Source organism: Flavihumibacter sp., from assembly GCF_036676075.1.
Taxonomy (GTDB): Bacteria; Bacteroidota; Bacteroidia; order Chitinophagales; family Chitinophagaceae; genus Flavihumibacter.
Map to the genome: position 1 here is coordinate 23,431 of NZ_JAKFDQ010000016.1, position 17,174 is coordinate 40,604.

The following is a 17,174-nucleotide window of genomic DNA, read 5'->3' on the forward strand; positions in this document are numbered from 1 at the left end:
TTTGTATAACCCGCTCTAAACCATTCTGTATTGCTTGCCCGGAAGGCTTTTGATGATGTTCCTTATTTCAAGATTAAGGATAGCACTGGCAGCTGCACCTGAATTCAGACCACTCCGGAGGTATAGTTCATCTATAGCAAGCTGTCCATGGATACCGAGCAGATTTACAATTGTTGCTTCCGCAGTATTTAATTCGCCAAAGAAGGAAAGCTGGTTGTTTTTCCGGTTAGGATCCTTAGGTAGTTCCCATTGTAGTTCTTCCAACAGGTTATCTGCATCAAGAATAATGGTGGCAGTATTCCTTCGAAGCATCATATTGCAGCCTGCATTTTTGTTATCAGTTGTTCGGCCCGGAAATACAAACACCGGATGGTTATAACTTGCTGCAATGGATGCTGTGATCATACTGCCACCTTTAAGACCTGTTTCAACTACAACAATGGCATCGCATATACCTGCCACGATGCGGTTGCGGATAGGGAAGTTATGACGGTCGGGTTTGGTGCCAACTATGAATTCCGTTACCAGCGCGCCCTTACCTCTCAACATTTCCCTCGCCATGGAAGTATGCTCGCTGGGGTAGATGGTATTCAGTCCATGTGCCAGCACACCAATGGTAGGGATATCATATTTAATGGCATTTCGATGTGCCAGTCCATCTATTCCATAGGCCATGCCGCTTACAATGGTGATATCTTTATCACGAAGATCGCGGATCAGTTTCTCCGTCACCTGCCTTCCATATTCACTATGGCTCCTGGTTCCGATAACCGCCACTTTTTTTGGAGCATTGAGAGAGATATTCCCTTTATAAAATAGCAGGGTAGGAGGATCATAGCAGTCTAAAAGTTTTTTCGGGTAGGCCTCATCGTTTAAGAAGATCATTGATAGCTTATACTGTTCCACATCATTCAGTATTTTCTCGCATGCCCTGAAATCGCGGAATCTACTCAACGATCTCGCAATACCAGTTCCAACGCCTTCTACCAATTCAAGGTCGGCAGCACTGGCTTTGAATACGTCAGTAGCTGATTTGAACTTTTCGATCAGCGCTTTTGCGATTACACAACCAACATGCGGCACCCGTGTAAGTGCCACCTGGTACAACCTCTCATCGTCCATACCTACTTTTCAATGAAAATAGAATGACGGAGGGAGTTATACCAGCGTGAAATAACGGTATTTACATTACTGGGAAATTACCTTGAGTTCTGTGCGGCGGTTAAGGGCGCGTCCCTCTTCTGAATTGTTATCCGCTACAGGTACCGTTGCGCCAAAACCTTTATGGGTAAGTCGTTTTGCATCCACTCCATTTTTCACCAGGAAATTCACCACTGAATGAGCCCTGTCATTCGACAGTTTCAAATTGTCGGCCGCCTTCCCAACATTGTCGGTATGTCCATTGAGCTGGATGCTTAATGATGGATTTTCCTTTAATAACTGAACGATCCTTTCGAGTTCAACCTCAGAGTTGCTACCCAGTGCGGCACTGTTGGTTTCGAAGAAAATATTCTTCAAAACGATGGTTGCATTTGCCGTGATAGGCTTAAGCAGGATATCGATATTATAGGTGGAGTCGGGTGATTTCTGGCTTAGTGAAAAATTCTCCGAATAGAATAAGTATCCCTTACGGTTAACATTAAATGCATAATCGCGGCCAATTGGAAGGGTAATCAAATAATTACCTGTTTCGTCGGTTTGTACCTTGCTGATCATCTGGCGGGTAAGGATATCTGTTAGTTCAACAGCAGATGGCAGTCCATCTTTAGTTTTCTCATCCATAACCCTGCCTTTGATCCAGAGCGTTTTCACCGGCCGAACATCATTGCGCATGGTGAATGTATAGAGGTCAAGTCCCCCTTTGCTATCGGCACGGTCACTGGCGTAATAGGCCGTGCTGCCATCGGCAGTGATCACTAGGCTTCCTTCGTTTTCAATGGTATTGATGGGGTAGCCAAGGTTTCGCGGGAGGCTGAAGCTGCCTTTCGGACCTTTACGCGCCATGAAAAGATCATCTCCACCATAGCCCTGCAATCCATTGGAGGTGAAATAAAGACTTTGATTATCGGCGTGGATAAAGGGGCAGCTTTCATCACCACTGGTGTTGATCTCTGGTCCAAGATTTTCGGGTTCACTCCACTTACCGTCTGTGCCGAGATGGGTCACCCAGATATCATTTCCCCCAAATCCTCCCTGGCGCCTGCTCGCGAAATAAAGATCCCTTTTGTCTGGCGATAAGCTTGGCGCTGAATCCCAGAATTCTGAATTTACTTTACTTCCGAGATTAAGGGGTTCACTCCATCCCTGAGGTGTTAGATAGGAAATATAGAGATCGCAACTACCCAGTCCATCCGGGAAATTACATCCTGTAAACACCAGCCACTGGCCATCCTGTGAAATAGATTGAGCACCTTCATTAAGGTTTGAGTTGATCATGCCCGTTAGTCCGCTACTCCGGTTCCATTTCCCACCTTCGATGCGGGTTTCATAGAAATCCTCATTATAATTATTAACGCGACGGGTGAAGATCAGTTGGCTGTTATCGATGGTAAGGGTTGGATAATATTCTGACACGGCACTGTTCACACTATCGCCGAGGTTAATGGGAGTGAAATTGTAATTAGCTATATCCGGATTCTTTGCCTGTTCCAGTGCAAAGAGGTAACAGCGTCGGCGATAGGAGGAGGCCCGCTGGCTGCTTTCATTCAGATCGTTAACCATCATGAAGCTGTTTACAGCTTTGAGGGCATCTTCAAAGCGGCCCTTCCCCGCAAGGTTGATGGAGAAGGGGAGGTTATAATCGCGGAAGTAGTTTGAATCAATTGATTTTGCCCTTTCATAATGCAGGATCGCATTATCATAATCTTTTAGTTCACCATACATGCCGGCAATAGAAAGCCATGCATCTGCAAAGTTGGGATCTATCTTAACGGCATCTTTAAGGAGTCTTATACCTTCCGGAAAATTATCATTCTCTGCCTGTTGCATTGCCTGCTGGTAAAGTTTAGCAGCTTTTGCATTGATCTTATCGGGATTGTATTGTTGTGCATTAAGCGGGAGGGTGCAGATTATAGCAAAGGCTATAGTAATAAAAATGGCTATTCGTTTCAGCATAGATTTTAAACTGGTCTTACTACAACGAAAGTTAGGCCATAATATTAGAGAGAAATGTGAAAAAACTCCCTTCTCAGGGCACATTGATGTACTTATGGCTCTGGATGCTGAGTTCCCAGCGGGGGTGTGCTTTGATATAATCGATGATAAGGGGCAGCATTTGTTCCTTTTTTCCCCATTCGGGCTGGAGGTAAAGTTTGCAGGCAGGCTTCACTTCTGCTGCCCATTTTTCTGCCCAATCAAAATCCGTTTTATTATATACAACCACTTTAAGTTCATCGGCAGCCTGTACCACTTCGGGTAGGGGGAATTTAAATTTCTTGGGTGAAAGGCAGATCCAGTCCCAGTTTCCACTGAGCTCACTACTTCCCGAAGTTTCAATATTGGTCTCAAATCCAGCCTCCTGCAACGCACTTGTAAGGTCGTTCAGATTGTGTAACAATGGCTCACCACCTGTGATCACTGCAAGCCTTCCCGGGTAGGCTTTTGCATTTTCGACGATCTCTTCAACAGATTGTTTGGGATGAAGTGATTCATCCCAGCTTTCTTTCACATCACACCAGCTGCAACCAACATCACAGCCACCGAGCCTGATAAAATAGGCTGCCCGACCCTGGTGAAAACCTTCCCCCTGGAGGGTATAAAATGATTCCATTACCGGCAAACTCAACATCACTCAATTTTTAAATTTCAACTTCCTCACCTCTTCCCTCAAATCTTACCTCTTACCTCTTACTTCTTACCTGTATTCAGTTTTTATCCACACAAGCCTTAAACGTGTTCTTCATCAGGGCCGCTATTGTCATTGGTCCAACCCCACCCGGAACAGGGGTAATATAGCTGCATTTAGGAGCTACCGTCCCAAATTCAACATCCCCTTTCAAGGCAAACCCCGATTTCTTGGAAGCATCTGCAACACGGGTAATACCAACATCAATAACAATGGCGCCATCTTTCACCATATCAGCTTTTACAAATTCAGGGATGCCTAGGGCAGCTACGATTATATCGGCGCTCCTGCAAAGCTCAGCAAGATTTTTTGTATGTGAATGTGTGATGGTGACGGTGCAATTACCAGGATCAGCACTTTGGCTCAATAATATACTCATGGGCCGGCCCACGATATTGCTACGGCCAATTACCACCGCGTGCATTCCCTTGGTGTTAATCTTATAATGTTGCATCATCAATATAATGCCGTAGGGCGTGGCGGGAATAAAAGTGTCCAGCCCCTGAACCATACGGCCAACATTCACCGGGTGAAATCCATCCACATCTTTGGAAGGGAGGATGGTATTGATCACTTTTTCGTCAGAAATATGCTTGGGAAGGGGTAATTGAACAAGGATCCCATCAATATCGGGGTCTTCGTTCAGTTCTTCAATAACGGATAAAAGTTTGTTCTCACTGATCTCGTCTTCCAGCCTTATGAGCGTTGACTTGTAGCCAATCTCCTGGCAGGCCTTCACTTTGGCTGCCACGTAAGTTTCGCTGGCACCATTGGATCCAACCAAAACAGCGGCCAGGTGGGGTATCTTTTTTCCTTCTGTTACGAGCTGGGCTACCTTGATTTTCAATTCATCTTTGGTCGCTTTTGAAACCAGTTGTCCATCTAAAATTTGCATGGCGCAAAGGTAATGTGCGGTTTATTCAGGGAAAAATGGATTTTTTTTAATATTTAAGACAGCATTCTGTTAAATTTATTGTCTTATTAATGGCGTCAACAGTTCAACAAGCCTGGATTAGATTCTCCTCTCTGGCAAAAAGACATATCGCAAATTCGTTTTACCACACTTCCTGATCTCTTACCGTAGAGACTTTTCTTATTGGGTTAATGTAACCCGCCACTTTAAAATGACATATATGAGAAAAACATTCCTGATGTTTACACTATTGCTATTGGTGGCATTGGTGTATGGACAGGCCCGACAAATTACCGGGCAAGTGAAAGATGCAAGCGGTAATCCCATACCATTTGCTTCGGTTAAGATAAAAGGTACCAACACAGGTATTGCGGCCGACCAGAATGGAAATTTTACAATAAGTGCGGAAAAGGGAAATGTATTAGAGATCACAGCGGCCAGCTACGAGCGTTTCGAGGTTACTGTAGCTGACCAGGATATAATATCGGTAACACTTGTATCGCAGGATAACCTGAGTGAAGTAGTTGTTACCGCCCTCGGGGTTCGGCGTGCTAAAAATACCCTGCCCTATGCGGCACAACAAATAAAGGGTGATGAAGTAAACAATACCCGAATAGCCAATGTTGCCGCTGCATTATCTGGTAAAGTTTCCGGGGTTGAGATCCGCCAGGGCAATGGAATAGGCGGCTCTACTAACGTTGTGATCCGGGGAACAAAATCTCTTACCAATACCAACCAGGCACTATTTGTAGTGGATGGTGTACCTATCAATAATGCCACCGGAAATTCAACCAACCAGATGACCGGTAGGGGGGGAGTGGATTATGGAAATGCTGCAGCCGATATTAATCCTGATGATATTGAATCTATAAACATTTTGAAAGGGGCTGCTGCATCCGCACTTTATGGATCACGTGCAGCCAACGGAGTAATTATGATCACCACCAAGAAAAGTAGAAGAGGATTAGGAATTACAATTAATTCAGGTGTCACTTTCGGTTCTATTGATAAGGAGACATTTGCAAAGTACCAGAACCAGTATGGTGCAGGTTATTCGGCAGCGTATGGTTCGCCGGACGAGAACCCGGGCTTCTTTTATTTTGACGTGGATGGAGATGGACAGGATGACCTGGTTGTTCCTACCAGTGAAGATGCTTCCTATGGCGACAAATTTAATCCAGACCTGATGGTATTCCATTGGGATGCTTTCGATCCAACTTCCCCATTTTATAAGACCCCAAAACCTTGGGTAGCAGCGCAAAACACACCTGAAACTTTCTTCGAGAAACCAATTTCCAATAACAACAGCATCATGCTCGATGGGGCAAATGATAAAGGAAATTTTAAGGTTGGTTATACAAGGAGCCAGGAAAAAGGTATTCTGCCGAACAGTGAAGTAATAAAGAATATAATAAACTTCGGTGCAGGTTATGAAATAGCTAAGGGATTAACTGCAACAACAAATGTGAACGTGTCCAAAGTTGAGGGCTTGGGAAGATATGGTACCGGTTATTCAGGAAAGAATGTAAACCAGAACTTCCGGCAGTGGTACCAGACAAATGTTGATAATATAGAACAAAAAGAAGCGTACTTCCGTACACGCAAAAATATAACCTGGAACTGGCAGGATCCTTCAACTGCTGCAGGTACACGTCCCATTTACACTGACAACTTCTACTTCATGCGGTATGAGAGTTTTAATAATGATGAACGCAACCGTGTATTCGGAAATGTTTCACTGAATTACCAGGCAACAGAATGGTTGAGTTTTCTTGGAAGAATCTCTACAGACATTTATGATGAGCTCAGGGAAGACAGGACAGCAGTGGGTAGTGTTGATGTACCTGGATACACTCGTACCAACAGACATTTCCAGGAAACCAATTATGATCTGATGGCAAATTTCAATAAAGATCTTAATGATGATTTTAACTTGCAGGCCTTGCTTGGCACGAATATGAGGCGGTCGAGGTTTGAATCAATTGCTGCATCAACAAATGGCGGGTTGGCTGTACCGGGATTATATTCCATCAGCAACTCATTAAATCCTGTGAATGCACCTACCGAATCATATCAGCCCGTTGCAGTAGACGGTTATTTTGGTGGGATTACTATCGGTTATCGCAATTTCCTGACACTTGATGGAACATATCGTTATGATCGCTCTTCTACTCTGCCTATCGGCAATAATGAGTATGGTTATTTCTCTGTTTCTGGTAGTTGGTTGTTTTCCGAGAATCTGAAAGATGTAAGTTGGCTGTCTTATGGAAAACTTCGTGCAAACTATGCGGAAGTGGGTAATGATGCCCCATGGGGTGCTGTTGCCGATGTTTATAGTAAGCCAAACCCATTCGGAAATACAATCCTTTTCACATTGCCTGATTCAAAGAATAATAATGAACTACTTCCTGAGAGAACCAATAGTAAGGAAATAGGACTTGAAATGGCTTTCTTCGGTAACCGCCTTGGCTTTGACGCAAGCTATTATATAACCAATACTATTAACCAGCTTATTCCTGTTGCGGTTTCAAATGCAAGTGGATATAGCAGTAAATGGCAAAATGCCGGTGATGTGCAAAACAAAGGAATTGAATTATCATTATTTGGCACACCTGTTAAAACAAGGGATTTCAGCTGGACAACAAATATTAACTGGACCCGGAACAGGAATGAAGTGACTGCCCTGTTTGGTGAAAGTAAAAACCTGCAGATAGCTACATTCCAGGGAGGCGTTTCAATAAATGCAACATTGAATGAGCCATATGGTGCAATCATGGGCCGAACATGGGTATACCATGAAAATGGGGGAAAGCTTGTAAGGGATAATGGTCGTTATGCTCTTTCTTCATCAACCAATAATGTTATCGGTAATATGAACCCCGATTGGATAGGAGGAATTTACAACACTTTCAAATATAAAGACCTTTCGCTTGGATTTTTGATCGATGTTCGTCATGGTGGAGATCTTTTCTCACTTGATCTTTATTATGGACTTGCAACGGGTATCTATCCGGAAACAGTTGGTCTAAATGACTTAGGCAATCCATCCAGAAATTCTCTGGAAGATGGTGGTGGTATTATTGTTCCTGGAGTTACTGCCGATGGCAAAGCAAACACGCTCCGCGTACCGAATGATTATGGTACCTACGGATATGCATACAATCCGGCAGCAGCATTTATATATGATGCCAGCTATGTTAAGTTAAGGGAGTTAAATCTAACTTATTCACTACCACCTGCATTGCTCGACAGGCTGGATCCATTTAAGGGTATAGAGTTTTCCCTGATTGGAAGGAATCTTTGGATCATCCACAAGAATCTGCCTTATGCAGATCCCGAGGAAAATCTTTCTGCAGGAAATGCACAAGGATACCAGAGCGGAGCCTATCCAACCACAAGGCAAATTGGACTAAACCTTAAACTGAAATTCTAAAAGATGAATGTTATGAAAAATTATCTGATAATAACCGCAATATCATTAATGACGATGATCTCCTGTACAAAGGATATCTCCAGATTTAATGAAGAAAAGAAATTGCCGGCAGTAGTGCCCGCCGAAACATTGTTTTCGAATGGCCTGGTAAACCTTACAACAGCACTGGCTTCACCCAATGTGAATCTGAATGTATTCCGGTTTACAGTTCAACATTGGGCTGCAACTACCTACCAGGACGAGCCTAACTACGATTTTTTTACAAGAAATATCCCACAGGCCTGGTGGACAAGGATGTATCGTGATGTTCTTGCAGACTTAAAAGAGTCAAAGAAGATCATTGCAGCAACAACTCCGGGTTTAGTATCAGAAGCAACCCTGAAAAACCAGGCTGCTATTGTTGACCTGATGGAAGTTTATGTTTATTCCATCCTCGTAAATACATTTGGCGACGTTCCATATTCTGAGTCAAATGATTTTAATAATCTTTTTCCGGTATATGATGATGCGAAGGAGATCTATGATGATCTTTTTGTTAGGATAGATAATAGTATAGCATCCTTAAGTACAGAGGGTGAAGGATTCAGTTCAAAAGCCGATCTCATTTATAAAGGAGATGTTAGCAGCTGGATCAAATTTGCCAATACCCTTAAAATGCGGCTGGCCATGACTGTTGCAGATGTTGATGATACTGCAAAACAAAAGTTTGAAGAGGCTGAAGAGAATGGATTTACCAGTTCGGCAGATAATGCTGTTTTCCAGTTCCTATCTGCATCTCCTAATACAAACCCTATTTGGGTTGATCTCGTAGAAAGTGGTAGAGCAGATATGGTTGCCGGAAAACCTTTGCTAGATAAAATGGTTGAATTGAATGATCCAAGGTTAGAGGCTTTCTTTGAACCTAATAATGATGGCCAGTTTGTTGGTGGGATTATTGGCGAGAACAATGCTTATGCAACTGTTGCCCGTCCAAGTGAGTTAATAAAAGATCCTGCACTTCCTCACTTATTGCTTGATTATGTTGAGGCAGAGTTTCTTAGGGCAGAAGCAGCGGCAAGAGGATGGGATGTTTCAGGTACAGCAGCTGAACATTATGCCAATGCAATACGTGCTTCAATTATTTATTGGGGAGGTACTGAAGCAGAAGCCACTGCTTACCTCGCACAACCTTCAGTTGCCTATGCATCAGCACCTGGTGACTGGAAAGCCAAAATTGGTTTGCAAAAATGGATCGCCCTGCATAACCGTCCATATATTGGTTGGGTGGAATTACGCAGGCTGGACTTCCCGCTCTTAAGCCCTCCTGCAGAACCTGAATCTGGTTTCCCTAACAGGTTAACTTACCCTATTAATGAACAGACACTCAATCCCGATAATTACACCTCTGCATCTTCAGCCATTGGAGGTGATGAGGTAGAGACTAAACTTTTCTGGGATATATATTGATGCCTGTATTTGCAACCCTATTTTAAAGACCCCCGTTGATTTACTGGCCTCGCATCTGCGGGGCCAGATTTGTTTTTATAACGGTCATGATTACCGTTAAAACACGCTTGACTACAGAACAGAATCTTTGGATCTTGCCCTTGTATGAAGTGTGCGTGTGTGTGTATGTTGTTATGGCTGCTGTGTGCCGGTTTACAAGCCCAGGACCTTTTTGATAGATCCTCCGCCGCGGCTGGTGCATGGAGCCATAACTTTTTAAACCCGGAAGCCGCGTTGATAAATCCGGCGGCAATACCGGCTGAACCGCAGATGGTGCTAAGGCTTGTGACAATAAGACCCTATATGATACCCGGCTTGTCGGCCAGCAGGATCAGTGCACAGAGCACAATTATGAAGGATATTTCTGTTGCTGCCGGCATTAGCAATTTTGCGAATTCCGATTTCCGGGAACTGAAATTTTATTTGGCCAGCGGAAGGAAATTGGGTGAAGATTTTAGTGTAGGTATTTCTATAGATGTTGCAAACAATAAAGCAAGAGGGTATGCGGGGTTGAAGACTTATCGGGCTTTAGCCTCAGTAGCAAGGAATATGAGTGCATTACAAACAGCTGTATCGATTTTCTTTGAAAGCAATGAAACAAAAAGCCGCAACTTTTATCCTGGAATAATTGCTGGTATAGGCAAAGAATGGGCACCCTCATTTTATACTGACCTGGCTCTAATGATATCAGCAAGAACGCAAGTTGTAAATACTTCTCTGCAGTATATCGCAATGTCAAAGCTACTGCTGGCAATCAGGGTGATCAGCGATCCTATGCGTCTCGATTTTGAATCAGGTTGGATCTACCAGAAGCTTCGGCTCAGCGTGCTGGGAGGCTGGCACCCGCAACTGGGCTGGTCACCCGGATTTGCACTTCAGTATTCACCTGCTTTAAAGGAATCAAGATGATGCGGTTCCTGCTTAGCTGCTTGTTCATACTAAATTCAGCTGCATCATTTACGCAGGAGGGAAGTGAGCCAGATCCACTTGCTCTTGAAGCAATGGCAGAGATTACAGAATCGGATATAGAGAATAATGATTTGCAATTAGATCTTCAGCATCTGGTGTCGCATCCAATTTCCATAAACAGAATAGATGGATCATTACTTGCCGATATATTCCGCTTAACACCCCTCCAGGTTGCATCTTTCCTGAATTACAGAGAGGTTTTTGGTTCTATCCGAAGTAAATATGAATTGCAGGCTATTCCATATTGGTCCCCGGAACTTATCAGGCAAATTGCAAAATTCTTTCGTTTTTCGGATGAGGATGCAGGTGATGGAAACATTCTCAATTTACTTAAAAGGGGCAATCACCAACTTCTTATGAGAACAAGTGGACTGGCAGAAAGGATAAAGGGGACAACCCCAGACAGTATGGGTGTAAAAGTATATCCGGGTAGTCCGCAACGTATTTTTTTCAGGTACATCTATCAATATAAGCAAAACTTATGGTATGGCTTTACTGGTGATAAAGATGCCGGTGAAACCCTTATTACAAAAGGTTCTTCTCTTCCGGATTTTACCAGTTTCCATTTTTTTGTTCGGAGAAAAGGTTTAATTAAAACAATAGCAGTCGGAGATTATACAATTAACATTGGACAGGGGTTGGTACAATGGCAAGGCCTTGCTTTTGGTAAAACAAGTGATGCTATGGCTATTTACCGGCAGGGGAATACCCTGCAACCTTATAGATCTGGAGGCGAGTTTAATTTTCACAGAGGAGGGGCGCTTCAATTTCAAAAGAAGCGATATGAGCTTACGGTTTTTGGTTCATTAAGAAAGCTCTCAGGCAGTCTCCTTGCTGATTCCGGTAATATTATTGGTTTTAGTAGCATCAATGAATCGGGATATCATCGTACCCCCGGAGAAAGGACAGGCAGAAAACAGATAACGCAAAGGTCTTATGGGGCACACATGCAATACCTGGGAACAAGTTTTCGGGGAGGTATCAGCATGATCAGGTATAATTTTTCTATTCCTATAATTCCCAGAGATGCGCCTTATAACCTTTTCAATATGAGGGGAACAAACTGGTGGAATGCGGGGATCCATTACAGCCTCAGCATCCGGAATCTTTTTCTTTTCGGTGAAGCCGCAACCTGTAAAACGGGGCTCGCTATGATCCATGGTGTGGTAATTAGCCTGAATTCAAAAGCTGATATGGCAATTGTTTACCGCAACCTTCAGCCTGATTATCAAAGTTTGTATGCCCGAACGTTTTCAGAAAATTCAAATGTTAATAATGAAGTAGGTACATATATGGGGCTGACCCTTTTGCCTCACCCTTCCTGGAAAGTGCAGGCATATATTGACTTTTACAGATTTCCATGGCTCCGGTTCCGTGCTGATGCCCCTACCAATGGTTCAGAGTGGTTACTGCAGTTTACTTATACCAAAAGAAAAAAATGGGAGGGAATGCTTCGCTTGCGAAGTAGTTTAAAGCCGGAAAATCAATCAGGTCAGGTCATCAATCAAATAGTACCGAAAATGAATAAAAATGCGAGAATACATTTTGAAAAGATTTTCAACCCACAATGGGTATTTGCAGCCAGGTTAGACCAGGTATGGTTTGAAAAATCTTCAAATAAGAACCTGGGCTCTGCTTTTTACCTCGATGCCCGATATCAACCCAAAAGAAGTTCTCATGTTATTTCGGCGCGACTTCATTATTTCAATACCGATGGCTATGACGCACGTATATATGCCTACGAGCGTGATCTGCTCTATTCATTTTCTATCCCAGCCTTTTATGATAAGGGCTGGAGATATTACCTTCAGCTCCAGGGGAAGCTTCGCAGGGATATCATTCTCAAAGGGCTTAAAGTTCAATGGTGGTTGCGTTGGGCTCAAACTCTTTACAATAACAGGGAAACAGTGGGCTCGGGCTATGACGAGATCATAGGTAACCGGCGTTCTGAATGGAAATGCCAGTTAATGCTTAGCAGGTAACCAAAGAAGAAGGCTTTTTATTAGCTTTGAAGATTAAATCGATTATAATGGAGAACAGCAATAATAATCCGGCCAACCAACTAAACATTGAAATATCTGAAGAAGTAGCAGAGGGGGAATATGCAAATCTTGCAATCATCACGCATTCACATGCAGAATTTGTTATCGACTTTGTGAACGTGATGCCCGGTACTCCCAAGAGCAGGGTTAAATCCAGGATCATTCTCACCCCGCAGCATGCCAAAAGATTCATGAAGGCCCTTATAGAAAATATTGACCGTTTTGAAGATGTGAATGGTGAGATCAAAGACCTTGAAGAAGTTCAGATCCCAATGAATTTCGGGGGACCAGCCGCACAGGCTTAATGGTCATAAAAGACCCTCATCCGCAAAACTGAAATAGCCTTCCGTACTCACTATAATATGGTCCATTACCTTGATATCAAGGAGCTTGGCGGCTTCCCGTATTTTGTAGGTCAGTTCTTCATCAGCTTTGCTGGGCTTCAGGTTGCCCGAGGGATGGTTATGACTTAGTATCAATGCAACAGCTTCCTGTTCAAGGGCTTTTTTCATAATTATGCGTGGGTCTGCCACAGTTCCGGTTATTCCCCCTGAGCTTATAATTTCTGAATGGCGGATCTTATTGGCACGGTTGAGGAACAATACAACAAATACTTCATGGCTGTAGTCCTGGAATAGCTGTTGCAGGTAAAGCGCAACATCCCTGCTGCTGGTAATGATGGGGCAATCGAGTGCCAGTGCGGCCTGCCTTCGGCGGCCAAGTTCCATGGCTGCAGTAATGATCACTGCCTTTGCTTCCCCAATTCCCTTTACTTTCATCAGATCAAAAACAGAAAGTTTACCCAGTTCCTGGAGGTTATTTCTACACAACTGCATCAGGTCGCAGGCCAGGTCAAGCGCAGACCGATCGCGATTTCCGTTATTCAGGAGAATTGCAAGCAATTCTGCATCGCTGAGTGATATGGGACTTTTACTAAGTAGTTTTTCCCTTGGTCTATCGTCTTTTGCCCATGATTTAATTGAGTAGTTCCGCTCTTGCATGCGGTAAGATTAATCAATAATTTTATGCCAGAAAACAGGGTTTTAACCCAATATCCAAACTGATCCTTTTGAAAAACTTTTAAAATCAATGTCCATGAACGCCCGTACATTCAACCTCTTAGGAGGCTTCCAATCAATGTTATTCTGCATTGGGATTTATGTGGTTGCACTTTTCTTTTCCATCTTTATCTGTTCTGCAATTTTTAAGGCTGTAAGTAGCCGTAAAGTTGCTGATATTGGTGCTGTGAAAGGGATTCAGCCATCTGCCACTGCCCATACCCTGGTAGCATCCAGGTAAAGCAGAAGATTAAAATAGTTGAAGGTTGTACCATCGGTACGACCTTTTTTGTTTTAAGGGCCTTTCTTTTTCTGCCAATGTTTATCTTCGCCGCACCAACTCTACGTCTATGACCGCAAAAATCTTCTCCGGTACCGGTTCCCAATACCTGGCAGAAAAGATCGCCAACAGCTATGGAATTCCGATGGGTAAGATCAATATCCAGAAATTCAGCGATGGAGAGATCCAGCCCGTATACCAGGAAAGTATCAGGGGAGATGTTGTTTTCCTCGTGCAGAGTACTTTTTCACCCTCAGACAACCTCATGGAGTTGTTGCTGATGATAGATGCAGCCCGCAGGGCGTCGGCTTATAAGGTGATAGCTGTTATTCCATATTATGGGTATGCGCGGCAGGATAGAAAGGATAAACCCCGTGTTGCTATTGGTAGTAAGCTGATTGCCAATATGTTAACTGCAGCAGGTGCCGATAGGGTAATTACTATGGATCTTCACGCTCCGCAGATTCAGGGATATTTCGATATACCCGTTGATCACCTCGACAGTTCTGTAATTTTTATACCATATATAGAGCAACTAAAACTGGAAAACCTTACCTTTGCGGCCCCTGACGTAGGAAGTGCCAACAGAATCAGGGAAATAGCAAGTTATTTCAATGCCGAAATGGTTATCTGTGACAAGCACAGAAAGCGGGCAAATGAAATCGCCAGCATGGTGGTTATCGGTGATGTGACTGATAGGAATGTGATACTGATAGATGATATCTGTGATACTGGAGGTACACTCGCAAAAAGTGCCGGTTTGCTGATGGAGAAGGGCGCTACAACCGTTAGGGCAATGTGTACTCATCCTGTTCTGAGTGGTAAGGCATATGAAAATATTGCAAATAGCGTGTTGGAAGAATTGGTGGTTTGTGATACCATACCATTGAAACAGGATATAGAAAAGATCAAGGTGTTATCAGTGGCAGATCTTTTTGGAAAGGCATTGAGAAATGCATTTGAGCAAAGAAGTATTACCAGTCTTTTCATTCATTCGCAAAGACGTGAACAGGAAAAGATCCAGGAAGAACAATGAAATAAGCTTTTTTAAATACAAACAATAATGAAAACAATTACAATCGAAGGACAACTCAGGACCGAAACCGGGAAAAAAGCCACCCGCCAACTTCGCTCTGAGGAGAAAGTGCCAGGTGTAATTTACGGCGGTGAGAAAGAAATTAATTTCGTAGCACCAGCAAAGGCCTTCAAGGCACTGGTATATACTGCAGAATTTCTACTTGCAGAAGTAAAGATCGATGGCAAGTCATACAAATGTATCCTCAAGGATATGCAGTTTGACAAGGTTTCAGATCTGCTTACACACGTTGATCTCCAGGAGCTGGTTGAAGACAAAAAAGTTGTTGCGTCTTTACCTCTTCATCTCACCGGGGCTCCGGCCGGCGTTAAAGCAGGTGGTAAGCTGGTAACAAAGATCAAAGCATTGAAAGTGAAAACCCTTCCGAAATACCTGAAGGAAAGTATTGAACTCGATATCACCAACCTCGAGCTTAATCAAAACATTCGTGTTGAAGATGTAAAAGCAGATAATATGGAGATCATGATCTCTCCACGTATTCCTATTGCATCAATTGTTATGACACGTCAGCTTAAGCAGGAAGAAGCTGATAAGGAAAAAACAGCTAAGAAATAAACTGGCGATCAGTATAGAAAAGTGAAAAAGTGAAAGTATGACCTTTCACTTTTTCATTTTTACAACTTTTGCATTCACCGTAGATTTGATTCCTGATGAATAAATACCTTATTGTAGGTTTAGGGAATATCGGAGATGAATATGCCCACACAAGGCATAATATCGGTTATGATATTGCAGATGCCCTTGTGCAAAAACATGGGGGCCAATTCAGGGCCGACCGTCTTGCGGATGTTGCCGAGATCAAAATAAAGGGCAAACAGTTGGTGGTTATAAAGCCTACAACTTATATGAACCTGAGCGGAAAGGCCTTAAAACACTGGCGCGATAAGGAAAAGATCCCAAATGAAAATATTCTTGTTCTGGTTGATGACCTGGCGTTGCCACTTGATCGGCTGAGAATAAGGGGGAGCGGCAGCGATGGCGGTCATAATGGTTTAAAGAGCATCCAGGAATCTCTGGAAACAACAGAATATCCAAAGCTTCGTTTTGGTATTGGAAGTAATTACCCTAAAGGGCGGCAGGCTGATTTTGTACTTGGCAAATGGAAAGGGGATGAATGGCCGCTGGTATTACTTAAGATCACAAAAAGTGTTGAACTGATTGAGCAGTTTGTAATGGCCGGACTTTCAACTGCAATGAATCAGTTTAACAATGTGCTATTCAAGTTATGATTATTGATTATGAATGGTTATTTTCGCAATCCACGGATACCCCGCAAGCAGTTCAATAGCCCTATGTAATGCCAGGACCATACAGGTCATTATTAATTCTATGATTCTTCAATCATTAAACCCTCTTGAATATGAAAATATTCTGCATAGGCCGTAACTATGTGGCTCACGCCAAAGAACTGGGCAACGATGTGCCAGATGAGCCCGTAATTTTTATGAAACCTAAAAGTGCGCTGCTCCAGGCTCATACCCCTTTTTACTATCCCGAATTTACCAATGAACTCCATTATGAAGCTGAACTGGTGCTGCGCATCAGCAAGAACGGGAAGTATATACAGGACCGTTATGCCAGCAAATATTACGATGCGGTAACCGTAGGTATAGATTTCACCGCGCGCGATATTCAGAACGAGCTCAAAGAAAAGGGGCTTCCCTGGGAAAAGGCAAAAGCCTGGGATAATTCAGCAGTGATCGGTAAATGGGTTCCGCTCGCAGAAATTAAGAGTAAAAAAGAGATACTTTTTAGTCTGCAGAAAAATAAGGAAGTGGTGCAGGAAGGAAACTCATCCCTTATGATCTTTAACTTTGATACTATCGTAGCTCAGATCTCCAATTATTTTTCGGTTAATATCGGTGACCTGATTTTCACAGGAACCCCTGCCGGCGTGGGTGAATGCGTAGTGGGAGATGAACTGGAAGGCTTCCTGGAAGGGAAGTCTATGTTTAATATAGAGATCAAATAAATTCAGTTTTTTATAGTTATAGAACTGCCTTAGGGCAGTTTTATTTTTGCCTTCCCGGTAATGCTAACGACTGTTCGTTTAT

The 17,174-nt window shown here is 43.2% G+C and carries 15 protein-coding genes; 10 read left to right on the forward strand and 5 right to left on the reverse strand.

Annotated features, from left to right (window positions below; all coding sequences use genetic code 11):
* Positions 1 to 15: 15 nt before the first annotated feature.
* From dprA to V6M43_RS14840, 4 genes are all read right to left on the reverse strand, one after another.
* A complete protein-coding gene (dprA, locus tag V6M43_RS14825; RefSeq protein ID WP_332736568.1) occupies positions 16 to 1,122 on the reverse strand; it encodes a DNA-processing protein DprA in 1,107 nt (368 codons plus the stop codon).
* A 66-nt stretch (positions 1,123 to 1,188) separates the two neighbouring features.
* Entirely contained in the window at positions 1,189 to 3,114 is a 1,926-nt protein-coding gene (locus tag V6M43_RS14830; protein ID WP_332736570.1) for an OmpA family protein, read from the reverse strand.
* A 73-nt stretch (positions 3,115 to 3,187) separates the two neighbouring features.
* Positions 3,188 to 3,787 (reverse strand): 7-carboxy-7-deazaguanine synthase QueE, encoded by a 600-nt coding sequence (locus V6M43_RS14835; protein WP_332736572.1) that lies wholly within the window; start codon positions 3,785 to 3,787, stop codon positions 3,188 to 3,190.
* Positions 3,788 to 3,863: 76 nt separating this feature from the next.
* Positions 3,864 to 4,739, reverse strand: a complete 876-nt coding sequence (locus tag V6M43_RS14840; protein WP_332736574.1) for a bifunctional 5,10-methylenetetrahydrofolate dehydrogenase/5,10-methenyltetrahydrofolate cyclohydrolase — start codon at positions 4,737 to 4,739, stop codon at positions 3,864 to 3,866.
* 238 nt (positions 4,740 to 4,977) lie between these two features.
* Here V6M43_RS14840 and V6M43_RS14845 point away from each other — a divergent pair, with 238 nt between their 5' ends.
* The 5 genes from V6M43_RS14845 (at position 4,978) to V6M43_RS14865 (ending at position 12,991) form a co-directional block, all read left to right on the forward strand.
* Positions 4,978 to 8,190: a SusC/RagA family TonB-linked outer membrane protein gene (locus V6M43_RS14845; RefSeq protein ID WP_332736576.1), complete on the forward strand. Its 3,213-nt coding sequence runs from the start codon at positions 4,978 to 4,980 to the stop codon at positions 8,188 to 8,190.
* A 12-nt stretch (positions 8,191 to 8,202) separates the two neighbouring features.
* A complete protein-coding gene (locus V6M43_RS14850) occupies positions 8,203 to 9,636 on the forward strand; it encodes a SusD/RagB family nutrient-binding outer membrane lipoprotein (RefSeq protein ID WP_332736578.1) in 1,434 nt (477 codons plus the stop codon).
* A gap of 342 nt (positions 9,637 to 9,978) precedes the next feature.
* A complete protein-coding gene (locus tag V6M43_RS14855; protein WP_332736580.1) occupies positions 9,979 to 10,584 on the forward strand; it encodes a hypothetical protein in 606 nt (201 codons plus the stop codon).
* Positions 10,581 to 12,626 (forward strand): hypothetical protein, encoded by a 2,046-nt coding sequence (locus V6M43_RS14860; protein WP_332736582.1) that lies wholly within the window; start codon positions 10,581 to 10,583, stop codon positions 12,624 to 12,626. Before V6M43_RS14855 ends, V6M43_RS14860 begins: the two co-directional genes overlap by 4 nt.
* A 47-nt stretch (positions 12,627 to 12,673) precedes the next feature.
* Positions 12,674 to 12,991, forward strand: a complete 318-nt coding sequence (locus tag V6M43_RS14865) for a DUF3467 domain-containing protein (protein WP_039134432.1) — start codon at positions 12,674 to 12,676, stop codon at positions 12,989 to 12,991.
* 3 nt (positions 12,992 to 12,994) lie between these two features.
* On the opposite strand, the gene radC is transcribed toward V6M43_RS14865, so the two are convergent.
* Positions 12,995 to 13,687: a RadC family protein gene (gene radC, locus V6M43_RS14870; protein WP_332736585.1), complete on the reverse strand. Its 693-nt coding sequence runs from the start codon at positions 13,685 to 13,687 to the stop codon at positions 12,995 to 12,997.
* Positions 13,688 to 13,781: 94 nt separating this feature from the next.
* On the opposite strand from radC, the gene V6M43_RS14875 reads away from it, so the two are divergent.
* From V6M43_RS14875 to V6M43_RS14895, 5 genes are all read left to right on the forward strand, one after another.
* Entirely contained in the window at positions 13,782 to 13,985 is a 204-nt protein-coding gene (locus V6M43_RS14875) for a hypothetical protein (RefSeq protein WP_332736587.1), read from the forward strand.
* 109 nt (positions 13,986 to 14,094) lie between these two features.
* Positions 14,095 to 15,060 (forward strand): ribose-phosphate pyrophosphokinase, encoded by a 966-nt coding sequence (locus V6M43_RS14880; RefSeq protein ID WP_332736589.1) that lies wholly within the window; start codon positions 14,095 to 14,097, stop codon positions 15,058 to 15,060.
* A 27-nt stretch (positions 15,061 to 15,087) separates the two neighbouring features.
* Complete coding sequence (locus V6M43_RS14885; protein ID WP_332736591.1) at positions 15,088 to 15,675, forward strand: 50S ribosomal protein L25; 588 nt, start codon at positions 15,088 to 15,090, stop codon at positions 15,673 to 15,675.
* 95 nt (positions 15,676 to 15,770) lie between these two features.
* A complete protein-coding gene (gene pth / locus V6M43_RS14890; protein WP_332736593.1) occupies positions 15,771 to 16,349 on the forward strand; it encodes an aminoacyl-tRNA hydrolase in 579 nt (192 codons plus the stop codon).
* A gap of 131 nt (positions 16,350 to 16,480) precedes the next feature.
* Positions 16,481 to 17,092, forward strand: coding sequence for a fumarylacetoacetate hydrolase family protein (locus V6M43_RS14895; protein WP_332736595.1), 612 nt, complete (start codon positions 16,481 to 16,483; stop codon positions 17,090 to 17,092).
* Positions 17,093 to 17,174: the final 82 nt, after the last annotated feature.

Coding starts and splice junctions, on each gene's coding strand:
- V6M43_RS14855 (WP_332736580.1), top strand. CDS start 9,979: ATGATACCCGGCTTGTCGGCCAGCAGGATCAGTGCACAGAGCACAATT.
- V6M43_RS14895 (WP_332736595.1), top strand. CDS start 16,481: ATGAAAATATTCTGCATAGGCCGTAACTATGTGGCTCACGCCAAAGAA.
- V6M43_RS14860 (WP_332736582.1), top strand. CDS start 10,581: ATGATGCGGTTCCTGCTTAGCTGCTTGTTCATACTAAATTCAGCTGCA.
- radC (WP_332736585.1), bottom strand. CDS start 13,687: ATGCAAGAGCGGAACTACTCAATTAAATCATGGGCAAAAGACGATAGA.
- V6M43_RS14840 (WP_332736574.1), bottom strand. CDS start 4,739: ATGCAAATTTTAGATGGACAACTGGTTTCAAAAGCGACCAAAGATGAA.
- V6M43_RS14865 (WP_039134432.1), top strand. CDS start 12,674: ATGGAGAACAGCAATAATAATCCGGCCAACCAACTAAACATTGAAATA.
- V6M43_RS14885 (WP_332736591.1), top strand. CDS start 15,088: ATGAAAACAATTACAATCGAAGGACAACTCAGGACCGAAACCGGGAAA.
- V6M43_RS14845 (WP_332736576.1), top strand. CDS start 4,978: ATGAGAAAAACATTCCTGATGTTTACACTATTGCTATTGGTGGCATTG.
- pth (WP_332736593.1), top strand. CDS start 15,771: ATGAATAAATACCTTATTGTAGGTTTAGGGAATATCGGAGATGAATAT.
- V6M43_RS14875 (WP_332736587.1), top strand. CDS start 13,782: ATGAACGCCCGTACATTCAACCTCTTAGGAGGCTTCCAATCAATGTTA.
- V6M43_RS14880 (WP_332736589.1), top strand. CDS start 14,095: ATGACCGCAAAAATCTTCTCCGGTACCGGTTCCCAATACCTGGCAGAA.
- V6M43_RS14850 (WP_332736578.1), top strand. CDS start 8,203: ATGAAAAATTATCTGATAATAACCGCAATATCATTAATGACGATGATC.
- dprA (WP_332736568.1), bottom strand. CDS start 1,122: ATGGACGATGAGAGGTTGTACCAGGTGGCACTTACACGGGTGCCGCAT.
- V6M43_RS14830 (WP_332736570.1), bottom strand. CDS start 3,114: ATGCTGAAACGAATAGCCATTTTTATTACTATAGCCTTTGCTATAATC.
- V6M43_RS14835 (WP_332736572.1), bottom strand. CDS start 3,787: ATGTTGAGTTTGCCGGTAATGGAATCATTTTATACCCTCCAGGGGGAA.